The organism is Bacteroides helcogenes P 36-108 (assembly GCF_000186225.1).
GTDB lineage: Bacteria > Bacteroidota > Bacteroidia > Bacteroidales > Bacteroidaceae > Bacteroides > Bacteroides helcogenes.
Map to the genome: position 1 here is coordinate 69,894 of NC_014933.1, position 18,498 is coordinate 88,391.

Here is an 18,498-nt window from a genome sequence, read left to right on the forward strand (position 1 = left end):
AATAATATTACTTTCTTCTACAAATTCTTTTATAAAAGAGAGAATTCCAATATTTCCTCTACGTTTAGATTTAACATATTCTCTCTAAGAATATTTTAAGAAAACCAAAATACAAAGGAAATACTGGGACAAATGTATAAAATTATATTAATACAACAAAGATAATCTTATATATTTTTAATTAAAATTATTTTCCTATTTTTTTAGAGACTGTTTTGAATTTATTAAAAAGGTTCTTAAATATGATTCGGATATCACAAAACTCAGCATAAGACACCGAGGTTAAACTATTACATAGCTTAATTTATACTTCCTCCTTGCAAGGACTAAAAAAGACAATGTCTAAAAAGAGAATAATAACAACGGCTCTGATATTCAAAATATCAAAGCCGATCAACTAAAGCATTAAGAGAAAGAAATAAAAGGATTTTAATAGGAAATAAATAATATGCTTAAACAAGATTTCTCAGAGTACGAATAGCCTCTTCGGGATCGGTAGCAGAAAAAACGAAATTTCCTGCTACCAGTGCATCAGCTCCGGCCTTCACCAAACGAGCACCAGTTTCGAGGTTGACACCTCCGTCCACTTCAATCAAAGCTTGAGAACCGGTTATCGATATCAATTCACGCAGTTCACGTACTTTCTCTATCGAATGTTCTATAAACTTCTGCCCGCCAAAACCGGGATTAACACTCATCACAAGCACCATATATACATCCCGAATGACATCCTTCAACATGGCTACGGGCGTTGCCGGATTTATAGTTATTGCCGGCTGCATTCCGGCCTCCCGTATCTGCTGCACCACCCGGTGCAAATGCGGGCAGGCTTCATAATGCACATTCATGATATATGCTCCCAAAGCTTTTACTTCCGGAATAAACTTTTCCGGCTGCACAATCATCAAATGCACATCCAATGGCTTTTCCGATAACTTTGCCACATATTTAAGTACCGGAAAACCAAAAGAAATATTCGGCACGAACACACCGTCCATAATGTCGATATGCACCCACTCCGCCTCGCTTTGGTTGATCATTTCAATATCTCTTGCCAGATAACCGAAGTCGGCAGATAAGATAGAAGGAGATATGATTGGCTTCATAATGATTGAGTTTTAAAGGTTGTTTTTTATAAAAGTAACGTACAAATGTAAATAAAAGATTTCATCCAGCCTAATAAAGAAATTATTTCATTTTGAATTCCTCTGTCAGCCGGAAACCACGCAACAATTCATCCGTTCTCAAGCGCTTCTTGCCAGGAAGCTGAAGAGTACGAATGCCGATAAATCCGTCTGTAGCGGCAACTCGAATATACGTCTTTTCGTCCGTCTGCAAAATACCGGGAACAAGCTGATGGGTAATTTCCATTTTTTCCGTTTCAAACACTTTAACCACCACAGTTTCGCCATCAGGTTGAATCAGCTCGGTCCAAGCAGCGGGATAGGGAGAAAGGCCACGGATAAAGTCATAGATACGCTTCACCGGTTGGTTCCAGTCTATCCTGCAAGTCTCCTTGAAAATCTTTGGAGCCGGACGCAGGTCACCCGCCACAGCCATCTCCTCTTGTGGAATCCCCTTTACCGAGCCATCAAGGATAGCCTCCACTGTTTCAAGCACCAGACGCCCGCCCAGCAGCATCAGCTTGTCATGCACAATACCCACATCGTCAGTGTCTGCTATGGGCACATGCACTTGTCGAATTACTTCTCCCGTATCAATCTCATGCTTCAGGAAGAAAGTCGTGATTCCCGTTTCCGTATCACCATTGATTACCGCCCAATTGATGGGAGCAGCCCCCCGATATTGCGGCAACAAAGAAGCGTGCAGATTAAATGTACCCAAACGGGGCATGTTCCAGACTACTTCGGGCAACATGCGGAAAGCTACCACTATCTGCAGATCAGCTTTCCAAGCGCGCAAAGCTTCCACAAAAGCCTCATCCTTCAATTTCTCCGGCTGAAGCAACGGCAAATCATGATCCAGCGCATACTGCTTCACCGGTGAGAATTGAAGCCTGTGCCCGCGTCCGGCAGGTTTATCGGGCATCGTGATGACCCCCACTACATTATAGCCACCTTCCACCAGGCAACGAAGGGACTCAACCGCAAAATCGGGAGTACCCATATAAACGATCCTTAGATCTTCTTTCTTCATTATTTCTGATTTTAATATCATACCTTAAACAGATAAAGATGAAAGCCTTTTAATACCAACAAAGATTACGACTCTACCCTACAACATCCACCAATGAAGTAGCATAAAGAATAATCCGTATTGCTTACTCATCCGAGAAATGTACCAGCACCTCGCGATATGAATTAAAGATTTTCGATTTAGACACGAAGCCAAGATATTTGTTTTCCGCGTTCACTACCGGCAGATTCCATGCCTTCGTGTCATCGAAAGTACGCATCACCTGCTCCATGCTATCCGTATCATAGAGCCGTGCCGGAACCGAGGTCATCAGTTTACCCACTGTAAAACGATGGTACAACTCCTGACGAAACATGATGTTGCGAATGTCATCCAGCAAAACGACCCCTATCAGCACTCCCGCCTTGTCCGTCACGGGAAACACATTGCGATGGGAAGCGGAAATAGCCTTCACCAGCCCACCTAAATCCATCTCCGGATGCACAGTCACAAAGTCCTTCTCTACCACATTCTCCACCTTCATCAACGTAAGCACGGCCTTGTCTTTATGGTGTGTCAGCAACTCACCTTTCTTTGCCAAACGCATGGAATAAATGCTATGGGGCTCGAAAACTATAATAGTAAGGTAGGAACTGACCGAAACAATCATCAATGGCAAAAAGAGGTCATACCCTCCGGTCAGCTCGGCTATCAGAAAAACACCTGTCAACGGAGCATGCATCACACCACTCATAACCCCCGCCATACCCATCAGGGCAAAATTCTTCTCCGGCAAGAAGGCAGTCATCTCAAACTCATTGCTGAAATGCGAAAAGACAAACCCGGCAATGCAGCCCAGATACAATGAAGGGGCAAAAATACCGCCGCAACCGCCGCCGCCATTCGTAGCACTCGAAGCAAATACTTTGAACAGGACAATCAGCATCAGATAAAGCAGCAACAAATTGCCATGCCCGTAAAAGAAGGAGTTATTCATCACCGTATCCCATTCGGCATTGCTCACACCATTCAGCAACAATTCTATCGTATCGTACCCTTCACCATACAGAGGAGGGAAAAGGAAAATAAGAATACTCAGCATCATACCGCCCAGTAGCAATTTCTTGTAGGGAGTTTTCAACTTGCCGAACACACCTTCCACAGAATTCATGGCACGGGTAAAATAAAGCGAAACCAATCCGCAGAAAATACCCAGCATAATGACATACGGGATGCGTTCCAACTCAAAAGCCTGATCCAAATGGAACTTAAACATGGCATCCGTTCCTGTAACAATGTATGAAACGGTTGCCGCCGTCACAGCAGAAATCAGCAACGGAAGCAGGGATGACATTGTCAGGTCTATCATCAATACTTCCAGCGTAAAAACCAAGCCAGCAATCGGCGCCTTAAAGATACCGGAAACAGCACCGGCCGCACCGCAACCCACCAGCAGCATCAGCGTGCGGTGTTCCATCTTGAAAACACTTCCCAAATTGGAACCGATAGCCGATCCTGTCAACACAATCGGAGCCTCTGCTCCTACCGAACCACCGAAACCGATCGTAATGGAACTGGCAATGATAGACGACCACGTATTATGGCGTTTGATACGCCCCTGTCTTCGGGATATGGCATACAGAATCTTGGTAACTCCGTGACTGATATCATCTTTCACAACGTAGCGTACAAACAATCCCGCCAAAAAGATACCTACCACCGGATAAACCAGATAAAGATAATTGGCTTCCGTTGTATTAAAGTTCTCTGTCAGGAAATTCTGAATCCAATGTATGATAACCTTCAATATCAATGCGGCAAATGCCGTAAAGATACCTACCAGAAAACTGAGAATCAGAATAAACTGCTTTTCCTTTATCTTCTTTTCACGCCAAATGATGAAGCGCTGCAATAAACTTCTCTTTTCCCCTGCCATCTTTCCCTTCATTCACGAATAATCTTGATAACGCCTCCCTTATCCAATTTTATAATACTGGATGGCTTCGGATGTCCCATTTCTTCTTGACGATACTTTACAATATAATCGACCGCCGACTTTATATCTTCGGTTATTTCACAGAAGCTACCCGGTGAAGGTTGTCCGCTTACATTAGCCGAAGTAGAGACTATCGCTTTGCGGAACTGCCGGCAAAGCCGTTTTGAGAATTCCTCATTGGTCACACGGATTCCTACACTGCCATCCTCGGCCAGCAAATTGGAAGCCAGATTGCGCGCTCCCGAATAAATAACAGTAAGAGGCTTGTCCGCCAGATCAATCAAATCCCAGGCAATCTCCGGTACATCCTGAACATAGAAATCCACCTTTACCGAAGAATCTACCAACACCAACATCGCCTTGCTGTCCGACCGTTGCTTGATTTCATACACACGGCGCACCGCATCTTCATTGGTAGCGTCACAACCTATCCCCCAAATTGTATCGGTGGGATACAAAATAATCCCACCTTCACTCATCACCTGACAAGCTTTTTTAATGTCTTCTATCATTTCTTGATGTATAAATACAGTGATTAACACGCAAAATTAGTAATTTCGCACCGATAACAAACAAAGTTGAAGACAAAACAATGAAAGAGATTCAATTTAACCACACACTGCCCATACAACTACGTTTCAATGATGTCGATAAATTCGGGCATGTAAACAATACAGTTTACTTTTCTTTTTGTGATTTAGGAAAGACCGAATATTTCGCTTCCGTATGCCCGGATGTTAATTGGGAAAAAGACGGCATAGTCGTCGTCCACATCGAAGCCGATTTTCTCGCCCAGATCTACGGTTCGGATCCTATCGCCATACAGACTGCTGTCACAGAGATAGGGACCAAGAGTTTTCACCTCGCCCAAAGGGTAGTCAATACGGAAACAAAAGAAGTGAAATGTACATGTACCTCCGTCATGGTCACCTACGACCTGATTAAGCATGAATCTAAGCCATTGACAGACAAGTGGATCGAAGCAATCTGCAAGTTTGAGGGAAAAGATTTGAGAAAGCATCAATTAGGATAATAAAGAAATAAAAGCTATATTTGTATCTATAACGACTTTGATTCTATCAACCATCATGATCCGATTAATACTGTTGACAGACTTTACAGAATCCTTCTCATACAACCTATTGAAAGGTGTGTTGGCCTACTCAAAAAGTCACGAGCCATGGGTTGTATGCCGGATGCCGCCTTCTTACAAACTGACTTATGGTATGGAAGGAGTACTGAAATGGGCAAAAGCCTGGCAGGCTGATGCCATTATCGGCAGATTTGACAACAACGACAATGTAGAGTTGTTCCGTAAGCATGGAATCATAGCAATTGCGCAAGATTATAAATCGAGATTCAAGAGTATTCCCAATATTACCGGTGATTACCGCAAAAGCGGCAAAATGGCGGCAGAGTTCTTCATAAGCAAAGGATTCCAACATTTTGCCTTTTACGGTTATCGTGATGCAGTGTGGTCGCAGGAACGTTGTGAAGGATTTTATGAATGTATAGCCGCACAAGGGTTCGGAGACAATTTCCATGCTTATCAGGAACAGTCTCTCGATGATTTATGGTTTTATGAAGCTCCCCCTTTGCTGACATGGCTGAAATCCTTGCCACAACCCACAGCACTTATGGCTTGTGACGACAATCAAGGAAACCGCATAACGGAAATCTGCAAAGTCAACAATATCAGAGTTCCCGACAGAATAGCAATATTAGGAGTTGACAATGACGAAATAATTTGCAACCTTTCCGATCCTCCTTTATCCAGTATCAGCCACAATATCGCACGGGGTGGTTTTGAAGCGGCAGAATTAATCAATCATTTACTGAATGACGAAGATAGCAGTCATCAAAATATCCAAGACGTAGTGATCCAACCGATCAATATAGTAAACCGGCTCTCTACCGATTTCTACTCTACTGCCGATGCATATATTCATACGGCCTTGAAATATATTCACCAGAACATAGCCGCTGACATCACGGTGACAGACATTGTCAAACAAGTACCCCTGTCACGCCGATTATTGGAAATCCGCTTCAAGCAAGTCACACAACAATCCATCCACAAATACATATTCAACCTGAGGATGGAACGCTTTGCCCAATTATTGCTGGCCAGTGATGCACCTATTGCAGATGTAGCGGAACAGGTTGGAATAAGCAATCTGAAAAACCTGTCCCGCCAATTTAAACTCTTAAAAAAAGTTTCTCCCAATGAATACAGAAAGAAACATCAAATGATAAACCACAACTTACGTTAAATCACTCCGGCAAAAACAACATGTCATCCGGCAAAGGAGTTTCCGGAATATCCCGCCCGGAATATCCGACCTCCAATTCCTGTCCCATATAATCTTCAAAATACAGCAGGCGCAACTCATGGAATCCTTTTTCAAGTGCTATCTTTCCTTCGGCACGACGTCCACTATGTCCTCCGTCATTATCAACCACTGATTTTCCGTCTATATAAAGCACAGAGCCATCATCAGAAAATGTATAGAAGCGATATACACCTTTCTCAGTAATATCCAGCAACGCACGAAATTCATAGGCAAAATGATCTGCAACAGGAGTCTCTTTGATTGAGAAATTCTTCATTACACCCTCGTTTATTTTTTTACAAGAGGCGATGTCGGCAACGTGCTTACACTTTCCTTCATAATAAGTATATGCTGTTCCGTGTTTGCCGGAAGCCACTCTCAATGCCGGCAAATAAGTCATGTTCCGTTCCTCTTCGGAGTTCAGTCCCGATGGATAATAATAAGAGACCTCCCGTCCTGAAGGTGTAGCAATCCAGGTATCAAACTTGAATTTACCTTCAAACAACTCAATGATACGTGCCCCCCTCGTCAATGTTCCATAAGCATCTGCTCCCGTTACCCTTCCGTAGCCAAGCGCTATTCCCTTGTTTATGCCGATATAGTCATTATCGTGATCATGCCCTGCAAATACACCCATAACATCTTTCATCTCGATGATTGCAGCGAACATTCCGGAATTTATGTCCGATGAGGCCACTCCTCCCTCTCTGTCATTCCCATAAGTCTTTCCATCCTTCCTGATATCCTCATATTCAATAAGAGGAATATGAAAGAATGCCAAGGCAGGTATGGGATTCCCGCCGTTTTTTTCTGTAAAACGGGCACTCTGCCTGCGATACCAGTCTATCTGATCGAAATGAATCCAATCATAAGCTCCATAAAGTTTATTGGACTGATAGTCATTTGAATCCATGCAATAAAGTAGAGCCTGTATTTTTTCTTTCTCTTTTGTACCGTAAACAGGAATTATGCAATTGCCACATCCCATAATGTCCTCCGGCCCTTTTGTACCTACATAATAAGGAGATTGGAGCAGTAAATCGTAAATATCATCCTTCGCCATATATTCTGCATCATGATTTCCCATAGTCACGACAAAAGGTACTTTGGCATTATTGAAAATACCGATTACAGCCTTCCAACCTTCAATGGCGGGGGATTCTGTCACCACATCTCCACTCAAGATAGCGATATCAGGATGCTCCGCATTTAAGACAGCACGGATGGTGGCCTCTGTCTCGGCACACTTTGAAGATTGCGGTGTCCAATGTAAATCCGTAAACTGGGCTACTTTAAATTTTCCGTTTTTAAAAGCAAATGCTTCCTGTGCAAAAGCAGTTGTTGATGCACAACTCAACAATACAAATAAAAGGATAACTATTTTCTTCATGATTTTTAAAATTCTAATATATTTCCACCTCATCTATCGCCAGTTCGCTCTGTTGTCCTTCACTATAATACCCTTCAGGACACAAACCGCCACCTAATAACTCCAAGCGCACAAACACCGCCTGTATCTCTGGGAAGGAAAGAGAGACAGGAAAACGTGTACCTTCCGTCAAGGTAAAATCATAAGTCGGATTTTTCTTGCCTACCGGAACAAATGTTTTCCCATCCATTGAAACAGAAACGCTAAATGCCCTTATCGGCCAGATTGCATTCAAAGGACGCCACAAAGAAGAAAGCGCCACCTTTTGAATGTACTGCGGCTTCTTCATTTCCACAACTATCTGTACGCTGTCCTGATAGAAACTGATCCAACGGCGCATGTCATGAGCATATCCGCACCGCCCGTCAGTCAGTCCGAATCCCTTATTCAAATGTTCCCACCCCGCTTCCGGATTGCATTCATACTTGCAGCCGGTTGCCTTATTCACCACAAAGCCTTTACAGGTTACCTTGCCCAAGGCCTTTCCCGCCTTATAAACGGCTGCATAAACTATTGCATCTTCGCCCAGACGTATCGGTTCCTTATAGATAAGAGATTCAACCGTTACTGTAGAGTCATTGATAGCATAATGAATCTCAGTATCAGGACAGAAGGTTTGCAAAGTCACCTCATAAACCTGTCTCGAATCATTCCATGCACCCGTCTGATTCACTTCATAAAAATTACGGCAAGCATTTATTTTATAATAATCCAATCTTCTGAATTCTTTATCCAATCTGTGGGCAAACGACTTAAAATCCTTCTTTTCCGGCTGTGTCCACTGCACTTCGGCCATTGCCAGCAAACGAGGAAAAGCCATGTATTCAAAATACTCAGGAGTACGGATATATTCTCCCCAAACATTAGCCTGCACTCCGATTATATAAGACTGCTCCTCAGGAGTCAGCCCGACAGGTAGGGGGTTATAGGCATACACAGTATCCAGCGGCAGAAAACCGCCAATAGCCAATGGCGCAAACTCCGGGCTTTCCTGATAATGGTCAAAATAGCATTTCCCACCGGGAGTCATTATAACCTTATGCTTTTGGCGGGCAGCTTCAATGCCTCCTTCTTCCCCACGCCATGACATAACCGTAGCATTAGGAGCAAGCCCTCCTTCCAAGATTTCGTCCCATCCGATAATACTGCGGCCTCTATCATTAACAAAGCGCTCTATCCGATGAATAAACCAACTCTGCAAGGCCGTCTCATCAGACAATCCTTCCTGTTTCATCAGCATCTGGCAGTGAGTACATGCTTTCCATGCCTTTTTCGGGCATTCATCTCCGCCGATATGGATGTAATGACTCGGAAAAAGCTCCATAACTTCTTTAAGGACATTTTCCAGAAAAATAAAAGTGTTTTCTTTAGGACAATACACTTCGTCAAAGACATCAAAATAATCACGTACTACGTATTTCTTTCCCAAGCCACAAGAAAGTTCAGGATAAGCCGCCAAAGCTGCAGACGCATGTCCGGGCATTTCTATTTCGGGAATAACTGTGATAAAACGCTCTGAAGCATACTTCACAATTTCCTTGATGTCTTCTTGCGTGTAATATCCTCTCTGCGCCTCTCCATCGAAACGCCGCGGATAATAAAAATCGGAATGCCCTACCTGGGTTTGTTTACGATATGAGCCTATTTCAGTCAACTTCGGATATTTCTTTATTTCTATTCTCCAGCCCTGATCATCTGTCAGATGAAAATGAAACTTATTCAACTTATAGAATGCCATCAAATCAAGAAACTTCATCACCTCTTCCTTTGGCTGAAAATTACGGCCGACATCCATCATGGCTCCGCGATATGAAAAGCGCGGAGCATCCTTTATGCTGACTGCCGGGATTCCAATTTTCCCTCCATACTTCCTGTCGGGATCATAAATATCCACAGGCATAAGCTGCAACAGAGACTGAACTCCGTAAAACAATCCTGTTGCCGTACTGTTAGAGCTGATTTTTATGCCATCAGGAGATACTTTCAGAATATAAGCCTCATCGGGAAGAGAATTATCTATTGAAAAGCAAATATCGGCCAATCCGGATTGAGGAACATTCTTCAACGTGACCGAAGTGTTCTTCAACACATCCTTTAAATAGTGAAAAACTTTCATAGAAGCTTCTTCCGAGGAAACAGCCACTGTCTTTTCCCCCTGCAAAATGTATTCGCCCTGCAACGGTATTACCTCATCAGGTATAGGTATAATGCTATAATTCTCCACGGAGTAAATTTTCTCTCCTCTACAAGAGAAAAAAAGAAATAAAGCAACGATTAACCAATAAACTCTTTTCATAATGCTTGGGATAAAAGATTGGGATGCTCCCTGATTATTCTGAGAATGAGTTCACCGAACAATGTATTGACCCAGGCAAACCAGGAACGGGTAAACTTCCCTGCATTTTCCGAATGGAAAGACTCGTGCATAAAGCCTGTTCCTCCGTCCGTATCGCGCAGTTGTTTCAGACAAGCGCGTATTTCTTGAACATCATCCGTTGTAAAAGCTTTCATAATGATGCTCATCGGCCAGATGTGATCCAGTCCCACATGAGGCCCCCCCACACCTTCACCGGCTTTTCCTTTGAAGAAATAGGGATTATTGTCGCTCCATATCATTTTACGGGTATTCTGATAAATAGCATCTTTACAGGAACAATACCCCAGATATGGAGCAGCCAGCAGACTGGGCACATTGGCATCATCCATGCAGAGAGCATTGCCAAAACCATCCACCTCGAAAGCATAGATACGTCCGCAGACCGGATGATTGAAAGTTCCGTATTTGCGGATTGCACTGTCCACCTCATCAGATAAAGCGATGCATTCCGCTGCAAAATCTCCATTCTTATAAACCACCGTTTCTATCTCCGCCAATTGGCGCAAGGATACCACGGCAAACATATTGGAAGGGATCAGGAAACCATATTGCGTAGAGTCATCTGACGGACGGAAAGAAGAAACTATCAGTCCGACAGGCTTAACAGGTGCACCCCAGCCGCCATTTATCTGCGAATCGGTAGGCCGGTCACAGTCACGTGTAAAGCTATATGGTCCGAGGTTCTGTTTACGTTGCTGCTCCTTAAAGGTCTGAACAACCAACTTCATTGCCTCGTGCCAATTCGAACTGAAAATAGCAGTGTCTTTAGTGAGCGACCAATAATGATAGGCCAAACGGATAGGATAACACAAGGAGTCTATTTCCCACTTACGCTCATGCAGTTCTTTTGCCATATACTGCGTATGGTCCGTTTCCCAATAGCTCCCCAACGGACCGTCATTAAACGCATTGGCATAAGGGTCTATGCGAATACATTCCGCCTGCCGGTTAACAAGCCCCGCAATCAAAAGTTGCAATTCTTTATCATCTTTCATCAACGGAAGATACGGCCATACCTGTGCAGAAGAGTCGCGCAGCCACATGGCATCAATGTCTCCTGTTATAACAAATGTATCAGGTATTCCATTCCTCATCTTATACCTGACGGTGGTGTCGAGCGTATTGGGAAAACAATTCTCAAACATCCAGCGAAGCTTATCATCTTTAATCTTCGTTTTGTTCTCTTCAATAGCAGCCTCCACTGCTTTGGAGGTAAAATGTCTCTTGTCCTTAGCAGGTCTTCGGGACATGTACTTCCCTTCCGGCATCCCAGATGAGGCAAACGTCAGAGCAGGATTGACAGCCATAGCAGCCAAAGCGAGTCCACTTGTCTTCAGAAAATGGCGTCGTGACATATTCTTTCCCATAATTGATATACTTGTTTTAATAGGTATGCTTACCAGAAGTTACACTTATTTTTTTCTCTTTACCACCGTAGAGCACCAATAATTCAAAATCAATATTGGTATCTACGGTAATACGCGGTTCTTCCTTTGCAGAACGGCGAGCTTCGGTTTTCAGACAGACAAGTCCTTCCGGACCAAAAGGATAACGCTCAATTCCATGAACCTCCGTCAAGTTCATATCCCAGACAATCTTCTTATTGATGTAATCTCCCTGAATACCAAGGATAAACTCTATCAATTCGGCAATAGGAGGAAGCCCTGCCCACCCTACAAATTCTTTTCTTGCCATAAATCCGGGCTCTGCTTTCTCCGGAGAATAATACTCCCAAAAAGTTCCTGTATTCTTATATACTTCGAACACCTCGCCATAATGATTCACGGCAATCTCTCTCGCCTGTTTGCGGTAGCCTTTCTTTATAAGCCCCTGCATCACCATATAGTTTGTTCCCGGCCATACTCCACCTTGCCAATAACGCCCGTTTTCCTTATATTTAGGATTATCTGCCGACAAAGAGGGAATACGGTATTTCCGATTGAACGTTGCCGGATTATCCAATTCTTTCACCATACGGTCAAGTTGTCCCTTATCCAGAACATTGGTAAACAATGCCCAATAAGCACCTATTCCTTTGGTGCTGCAAAGTGTACCATCAGCGTATTGATCATAAAGGAAACCTGTCCGTTCATCCCAAAGATTGTCATGGATGTATTTTCCCAACATCTTTGCTTCATCCTCGAATTCTTCGATTTCCTGCCAACGTTCCAGATAGAATCCCATCTCAAGTAACAGATTAGCGGTAAACTGCTGCTGGAGATTAGTGTCCAGCCAAATCATGTGTCCGTGGCTATAAATAGGACTATATCCTGCCGGTACGCGAGGCATATTGTCCATGCCCGTCCCCCATCCGCTGGACCAGTATGTTCCATTCCGCCATGTACGATTCAGTTTCAACCATTTGTAGTAAGCACAAAGCACCGGAAAAATTTTGTGCAAACGTTCCGTATCGCCAAACTGGTGAAAATAAACCATTTCACACCAAGGCATCAGGTTCGGTCCTGTACTGACGGGATCATACCGTTCAAAGCAGTCGGAACCGTCGGCCTTTATTTCACGGCAAATAAAGCCATCCGGGTGCTGCTTGGCATAGAAGTTATCCAAGGTATGCTGGAAAGGAAAGAATCGCGCACCATACCGGGCAAACATCAGGATAAAAGAAGAATCCCACATGAAGATATTGCCATTATAGGCTGTATCCAGATAGCTCGACACAAAACCTGATCCCGGCTGAGGGGTCCGAATGTTGCCTACAGCTATTTCCCATGCCCTCCAATACATCTCCAATTCCTTTTCATGTCCGTCCCAAATAGGATTTGGAAGTATCTGCCGCGCTTCTTCGAAGCTTTTCGGTTCAAGCGGATCAGGCTTTGACACACGATATTCATTTTCTGTGACCAATGGTTCTTTCACATACGTATTTTTATAAGGCAGGTGATATTTTTCATCATTGCCACAACTTTGGGCTTTCAGCAAAAGAACTGCCGGGAAAAGCAGGCAAAAGATGAGTAAAGTACGCAAAGCGCCTGCATAGTGTGTCTGCACAATAATGGGATTCATATTCTTTTTAGTTTATAAGTCAAGCAATTTCTTTATCTTATCAAAAATAGCAGTATTCTCATAAATACCGGTGAATTCTTGCGCTCCGGGCCCAAAAGCATATACCGGAACCATCACACCACTATGACCTCCTGTAGAAAATTTGCAGATAATTTTACCGTCTTTCAAATCACCGTCCACCAATGTAAGGCCACCCGTTTCATGATCGGCAGTAACAATCACCAATGTTTCACCGTCTTTGGCTGCCCATTGGTAGATAGCCCCAATGGTACGGTCGAAGTCATGTGTTTCCTGCATTAATAGATCAAGATCATTGAAGTGTCCATAGTCATCCAATTGTGATCCTTCAATCATCATAAAGAAACCATTCTTATTCTGATTCAGCAATTCAATCCCTTTCAACGAAGCACGTGCAAGAAGGTTGCCACGCACAGAAGGAAGCGGAGTATCCACCGTATCGGTAACGGCAAATACCCTACCTTTCTTTACAGCTTCCAGCTCTTTCCAATTCCGAGGTGTACTGAATCCTTTGGCACGCAGTTCCTTGAACAAGTCTCGTCCGTCCGCACGATTCTCAAATAGTTTGGAGCCACCGCCAAATACATAATCTACCGGACTGTTCACATAATCAGTCACAATCTCAGCTTCCGCATCACGGTCTTTGTTGTGACAGCAAAAATCAGCAGGCGTAGCATCCCACAGACGGCAAGTCACTGCAATACCGGTAGATTTTCCCTTGGCAGCAGCCAAATCAACCAGTGATGGCACAGGACGTCCCAGAGTATCTACACCCACACTGTGATAATTGGTTTTCTGCCCTACCGCCATGGCTGTACCGCCCGCGCCAGAATCAGTAATCAACTTATCGGCACAGTAAGTTTTAGAGAGTCCTACAACCTGGCAATTATCCAAAAACAACTTGCCGCGATTGGCAGTCCATGCTGAATATACGTGCATAAGGCTCATGCCGTCACCTATCATTAAAATGACATTTTTTATTTTCTTCCCTTGAGGCGGTGTTATTCTGGTCACTTCATAAGGTTGTTCCAATACATAAGTTTGCTCTTTGTCACGACGGCTTTGCGCCAACACACCGACAGGTAATAATCCAATCATCAAAACAGCAAAGACACTGTTTCTCAATACATTTTTCATCATTATCATTTAAAATAGGGTATTATATTTATTTACATTTTTTTCAACAGTCACTCTACTGTTACCAGCACAGGTGAATGATCTGACAAGAAAGCATTACCTTCCGTTTCGGCCAAAACGCCATACCTCAATACTTTCAGACCATTACGTACAAATACATAATCAATCAACGGACGCTGATCATAAGGGATCTTTCCAAAATCATGGAAAGTCCACGCCGGACCATAAACAACAGGAGATTCCATACGGGCATCTGTCAAATGCCTTGGATTGGCAGGATCGGTCACATGCTTAATTACATCCGACTCCGGATCTGCATTAAAGTCCCCGGTGACAATCACCGGCAATCCATTGCTCAGTTCATCCACTCTGTCCAGTATAAGTCTTATTCCCTCACTACGTGCCACCACTCCTACATGATCCAGATGGGTATTCAACGCAAAATATTCTTTACCGGAAACTTTATCCTTCAGTTTTGCCCATGAAGCGATGCGCTCACAAGCACCGTCCCACCCCTTGGAACCGGCTACACCAGGTGTTTCGCTTAACCAGAAGTTTCCAGAATCAAGTAAAACAAAGCGATCCTTCTTATACCAGAGTGCGCTATACTCGCCTTTTTCCTTTCCATCTTCACGACCTACTCCTACCACCCCATATTCCGGTAAACATTCTTGAAGATCCTTCAATTGGTTGTGAAGCACCTCCTGCGTACCCAATAAATCCGTATCGTAAAAGCGGATAGCCGTCGCCACTCTATCCTTTCTGTATCTCCAATTGTTCAGGCTGTCTTCCGGATTATCATAACGAATGTTGAAAGACATTACATTTACAGGGTCCGGTGCAGATACCGGCTTCTTCGATTGCCCGCATGACGCAGCCCAAAGTGGTAAAAGTAACAAAATAATTCTTTTCATATCAATCTATTATTAATTAATTCACAAATAAAGCAGAAGCAGGAATCGGCACTAACTCTTTTGCAGAAGGAATCTTCCAGGCCCAGCTTAAATGTTCCCCTTCATAATCTTCAAAATAATAAAGCTTATACAGATGAAAACCTTTCTTCAAAGCAATCATTCCAGTAGCGGAAATAGCGGCATGAGAACCATCATTATTCACTACCATTTCATCTCCTATATACAAGACACTGCCGTCATCCGAACGCGTCTGAAAAGTATAGACTCCATCTTCGGGTACATTAATCAATCCAGAGAATATATAGCCAAAATGATCCTTGTTCCGGGCATCTTCAATGGATGGTTCCGGCATAATGCCTGTCTCAAGCAATGACATTCTCTCAATATCCGTGACTTTCTGACAAACTCCTTCAAAATATTTATAGGCCGTACCGTTCTTCACAGGGTACACTGGAAGCGAAGCTTTCAATTCAGCTTTAGTGGCCATTATAGACAAAGTCCTGCTCGGAAGGAAGCCCTCTTTAAATCCCTTCGCTTTAATCAGTAATGTCTTATCCAGTTCAAAAGGTTTCTCATAAAGCGAAGATTCTTCTGTCGGCTCATTTCCATCCAAAGTATATCTGATTGATGCATTCTCGGTTGTCGTAGCAAAAGCCACCGTTATCTTATCCGCAAACAAATTCAGATCCTTATCTACATAAGGAATGGAAACCACTTTCTCTCCGGTATAAGAGTAAGGGGAAGATTCTTGTGAGACTCCTCTGGATTTATCCGGCTTGCCAGATAAAGTAAAGCACAATTCCCCTCCCTCCATCAATTGAGCATAGGTAATGAAATTAGCATCTATCCGTTTGCCATTCAATTCTACTTTACTGATATAAATATTCTTGCCCGGATTATTGGCAAGAATGGTCAGTCTCTTTCCATTTGCCAGTTTTATTGCTGCTTTCTCGAACAAAGGAGCCGTCAAAGCAAATTCATTGCTTCCCGGACAAACAGAATAAATTCCCAAACTGGAAAGTATATACCATGCAGACATTTGCCCGCAGTCTTCATTGCCAACAATACCTTCCGGGGTAGGCTGATACATTTCATGTAGCAACCGGCGCGTCATTTCCTGTGTCTTCCAAGGTTGCCCTACATAATCATACAAATAGGCAATGTGATGACTCGGCTCATTTCCATGGGCATACTGACCTATCAAGCCGGTAATATCCACAAGATCACCCTGCACCGTGGAGTCTGTGACGAATATAGAATCGAGCGCAGTGATAAAAGCCTCTTTCCCACCAAACAACTGCATCATTCCATTTACATCGTGAGGTACGAAGAAACGATATTGCCAAGCAGTAGCTTCCGTATAAGCACGTCCTACTTCCAACGGATTGAAAGGAACTTCCCAGTTGCCATCCATCCGCTTGCCACGAAAGAACTTTGTAGATCCGTCAAAAACATTGATATAGTTTTGAGAACGTCCGATGTACTTTTCATAAATATCCATTTTCCCCATCTCCCGAGCCATGCGTGCAATACACCAGTCATCATAAGCAAATTCCAACAGGCAAGAAACAGATTCCCTTTTTATATTCGCAGGAATAAAACCATATTTTATATAGTAATCAGCGCCTTTTTTATTCTTTTCAGAAGAAGCGACCATTGCCTCCAATGCTTTTTCCGCATCAAACCCTCTGATTCCTTTCAAGTAAGCATCAGCGATAACAGAAGCCGAATGGTATCCGATCATCGTCCCCGTCTCTCCGGCAGAAAGCGGCCAAATGGGAAGTTCACCAGAAGCGTCGTAAATATCCAGATAAGAATTAATCATATTATTAACCAACGTAGTATCGATCAATGTCATCAAAGGATTCCATGCACGAAAAGTATCCCAAAGGGAGAATGTAGAATATTGCACTTTACCCTCGGGCAACTTCCCCACCCGCATATCATGACGGCGATACTCACCATTGACATCACTCACCGTATTGGGTACAACCATAGTGTGATACATGGCAGTATAGAAATTCTTCAAGTCGTCGGCACTGCCTCCCTCCACGGTAATGGCTGCAAGTGCCTGCTCCCAAGCATTCCGGGCGGTGGCGCACACTGCATCAAAATCGAAATCCTTCACTTCATGTTCCAAATTCTCACGTGCATTATCCACGCTTACCAAAGACAACCCTACCCTTACAATAACAGGAGCTTTATCTTTAACATCAAATGTAAGGACAGCCTGCAGCTTGGTTCCCGCCGATTTTGTTTCAACAGAAATAATCTTCCTATCTTCTACAAATCGGACAGTCTGGAAAGGTTTAGAGAATTGAGCGACAAAATAAATGTATTGGTTATCCGTCCATCCTCTGGTTTTCCGCATACCTGTTATTTCATTGGCTGCCGTCTGTTCCAATTCAGCTCCATAAACATACTCATTGTCAAGCAGATGCGCCAAATCAATAATAACAGAAGCAGTCTTATCTGAAGGAAATTTATAACGGTGCATACCAACATGTGTAGTCGCCGTTAATTCCGCCTTTATACCCTCATCCTTCAGTATAACCGAATAATAGCCAACTGATGCCTTCTCATCCTTATGGGAAAAAATAGCCGGAGGACAAAAATCTTCTGCAGTCAAGTCCGTTTTTTGAGTAGTGGGACGGAACAATATATCCCCAAGATCAATACAGCCGGTTCCACTGAGGTGCGTATGTGAAAAACCTTTCAACCTGGCATCGTCATAATGATATCCGGAGCAGGCATCCCAGTTTCCGGCACGAGTATCAGGACTCAATTGCACTGCACCGAAAGGAACAGTGGCTCCCGGATAAGTATGACCATGAAAGCCGGTTCCGATGAAAGGATCCACATAGTCAACGAGAGACTGCTTGCCCGACGAGCAAGAGCCGCAGAACAGCAACACAGCAATGGAAAATATCAATTCTTTCTGTTTCATCTGATTGCATATTAAGAAAAGTTGCAGGGAATACTTTCCCTTCCATGCACCAAAGGTAGTGTTTGGCACACAATCTTCTGTAAAGTAATAAAAAAATCTGCAAGGACCAATATCCATAGATATTATCCCTTGCAGACCAGATCAATGGCAATGATCTATTTTTCTGATTTTATTTACATTCTCCAAGGGA

General features: G+C 43.4%; 13 protein-coding genes. 2 read left to right on the forward strand and 11 right to left on the reverse strand.

The genetic code is table 11. The annotated features are described in order from the left end of the window. Positions 1 to 452: 452 nt before the first annotated feature. From rpe to BACHE_RS00270, 4 genes are all read right to left on the reverse strand, one after another. A complete protein-coding gene (gene rpe / locus BACHE_RS00255) occupies positions 453 to 1,106 on the reverse strand; it encodes a ribulose-phosphate 3-epimerase (RefSeq protein WP_013545718.1) in 654 nt (217 codons plus the stop codon). An 82-nt stretch (positions 1,107 to 1,188) separates the two neighbouring features. Beyond that, positions 1,189 to 2,157 (reverse strand): methionyl-tRNA formyltransferase, encoded by a 969-nt coding sequence (fmt, locus tag BACHE_RS00260; RefSeq protein WP_013545719.1) that lies wholly within the window; start codon positions 2,155 to 2,157, stop codon positions 1,189 to 1,191. Between the two features lie 124 nt (positions 2,158 to 2,281). Further along, positions 2,282 to 4,072, reverse strand: coding sequence for a chloride channel protein (locus BACHE_RS00265; protein WP_041579519.1), 1,791 nt, complete (start codon positions 4,070 to 4,072; stop codon positions 2,282 to 2,284). Positions 4,073 to 4,080: 8 nt separating this feature from the next. Continuing rightward, positions 4,081 to 4,644: an L-threonylcarbamoyladenylate synthase gene (locus tag BACHE_RS00270; protein ID WP_013545721.1), complete on the reverse strand. Its 564-nt coding sequence runs from the start codon at positions 4,642 to 4,644 to the stop codon at positions 4,081 to 4,083. Between the two features lie 80 nt (positions 4,645 to 4,724). Here BACHE_RS00270 and BACHE_RS00275 point away from each other — a divergent pair, with 80 nt between their 5' ends. Together BACHE_RS00275 and BACHE_RS00280 are read left to right on the forward strand one after the other, a co-directional pair. Next, positions 4,725 to 5,165, forward strand: a complete 441-nt coding sequence (locus tag BACHE_RS00275; protein WP_013545722.1) for an acyl-CoA thioesterase — start codon at positions 4,725 to 4,727, stop codon at positions 5,163 to 5,165. Between the two features lie 55 nt (positions 5,166 to 5,220). Then, a complete protein-coding gene (locus BACHE_RS00280; RefSeq protein WP_013545723.1) occupies positions 5,221 to 6,405 on the forward strand; it encodes an AraC family transcriptional regulator in 1,185 nt (394 codons plus the stop codon). A 1-nt stretch (position 6,406) separates the two neighbouring features. Here the strand turns inward: BACHE_RS00280 and BACHE_RS00285 are convergent, their stop codons facing one another. The 7 genes from BACHE_RS00285 to BACHE_RS00315 are packed head-to-tail and all read right to left on the reverse strand — an operon-like array spanning position 6,407 to position 18,308. Continuing rightward, complete coding sequence (locus tag BACHE_RS00285; protein ID WP_013545724.1) at positions 6,407 to 7,855, reverse strand: PA14 domain-containing metallophosphoesterase; 1,449 nt, start codon at positions 7,853 to 7,855, stop codon at positions 6,407 to 6,409. A gap of 13 nt (positions 7,856 to 7,868) precedes the next feature. After that, entirely contained in the window at positions 7,869 to 10,190 is a 2,322-nt protein-coding gene (locus BACHE_RS00290; protein WP_013545725.1) for a glycoside hydrolase family 20 protein, read from the reverse strand. Then, positions 10,187 to 11,638: a glycoside hydrolase family 125 protein gene (locus BACHE_RS00295; protein WP_013545726.1), complete on the reverse strand. Its 1,452-nt coding sequence runs from the start codon at positions 11,636 to 11,638 to the stop codon at positions 10,187 to 10,189. The genes BACHE_RS00290 and BACHE_RS00295 overlap by 4 nt, the downstream gene beginning before the upstream one ends. Positions 11,639 to 11,654: 16 nt before the next feature. Then, complete coding sequence (locus BACHE_RS00300; RefSeq protein ID WP_013545727.1) at positions 11,655 to 13,292, reverse strand: MGH1-like glycoside hydrolase domain-containing protein; 1,638 nt, start codon at positions 13,290 to 13,292, stop codon at positions 11,655 to 11,657. 12 nt (positions 13,293 to 13,304) lie between these two features. Continuing rightward, a complete protein-coding gene (locus tag BACHE_RS00305; protein ID WP_041579522.1) occupies positions 13,305 to 14,447 on the reverse strand; it encodes an alkaline phosphatase in 1,143 nt (380 codons plus the stop codon). A gap of 50 nt (positions 14,448 to 14,497) precedes the next feature. Further along, positions 14,498 to 15,361 (reverse strand): endonuclease/exonuclease/phosphatase family protein, encoded by an 864-nt coding sequence (locus BACHE_RS00310; RefSeq protein WP_013545729.1) that lies wholly within the window; start codon positions 15,359 to 15,361, stop codon positions 14,498 to 14,500. Between the two features lie 16 nt (positions 15,362 to 15,377). Next, positions 15,378 to 18,308, reverse strand: a complete 2,931-nt coding sequence (locus tag BACHE_RS00315; RefSeq protein WP_013545730.1) for a GH92 family glycosyl hydrolase — start codon at positions 18,306 to 18,308, stop codon at positions 15,378 to 15,380. Between the last annotated feature and the right edge of the window lie 190 nt (positions 18,309 to 18,498).

Coding starts and splice junctions, on each gene's coding strand:
- rpe (WP_013545718.1), bottom strand. CDS start 1,106: ATGAAGCCAATCATATCTCCTTCTATCTTATCTGCCGACTTCGGTTAT.
- fmt (WP_013545719.1), bottom strand. CDS start 2,157: ATGAAGAAAGAAGATCTAAGGATCGTTTATATGGGTACTCCCGATTTT.
- BACHE_RS00265 (WP_041579519.1), bottom strand. CDS start 4,072: ATGGCAGGGGAAAAGAGAAGTTTATTGCAGCGCTTCATCATTTGGCGT.
- BACHE_RS00270 (WP_013545721.1), bottom strand. CDS start 4,644: ATGATAGAAGACATTAAAAAAGCTTGTCAGGTGATGAGTGAAGGTGGG.
- BACHE_RS00275 (WP_013545722.1), top strand. CDS start 4,725: ATGAAAGAGATTCAATTTAACCACACACTGCCCATACAACTACGTTTC.
- BACHE_RS00280 (WP_013545723.1), top strand. CDS start 5,221: ATGATCCGATTAATACTGTTGACAGACTTTACAGAATCCTTCTCATAC.
- BACHE_RS00285 (WP_013545724.1), bottom strand. CDS start 7,855: ATGAAGAAAATAGTTATCCTTTTATTTGTATTGTTGAGTTGTGCATCA.
- BACHE_RS00290 (WP_013545725.1), bottom strand. CDS start 10,190: ATGAAAAGAGTTTATTGGTTAATCGTTGCTTTATTTCTTTTTTTCTCT.
- BACHE_RS00295 (WP_013545726.1), bottom strand. CDS start 11,638: ATGGGAAAGAATATGTCACGACGCCATTTTCTGAAGACAAGTGGACTC.
- BACHE_RS00300 (WP_013545727.1), bottom strand. CDS start 13,292: ATGAATCCCATTATTGTGCAGACACACTATGCAGGCGCTTTGCGTACT.
- BACHE_RS00305 (WP_041579522.1), bottom strand. CDS start 14,447: ATGAAAAATGTATTGAGAAACAGTGTCTTTGCTGTTTTGATGATTGGA.
- BACHE_RS00310 (WP_013545729.1), bottom strand. CDS start 15,361: ATGAAAAGAATTATTTTGTTACTTTTACCACTTTGGGCTGCGTCATGC.
- BACHE_RS00315 (WP_013545730.1), bottom strand. CDS start 18,308: ATGAAACAGAAAGAATTGATATTTTCCATTGCTGTGTTGCTGTTCTGC.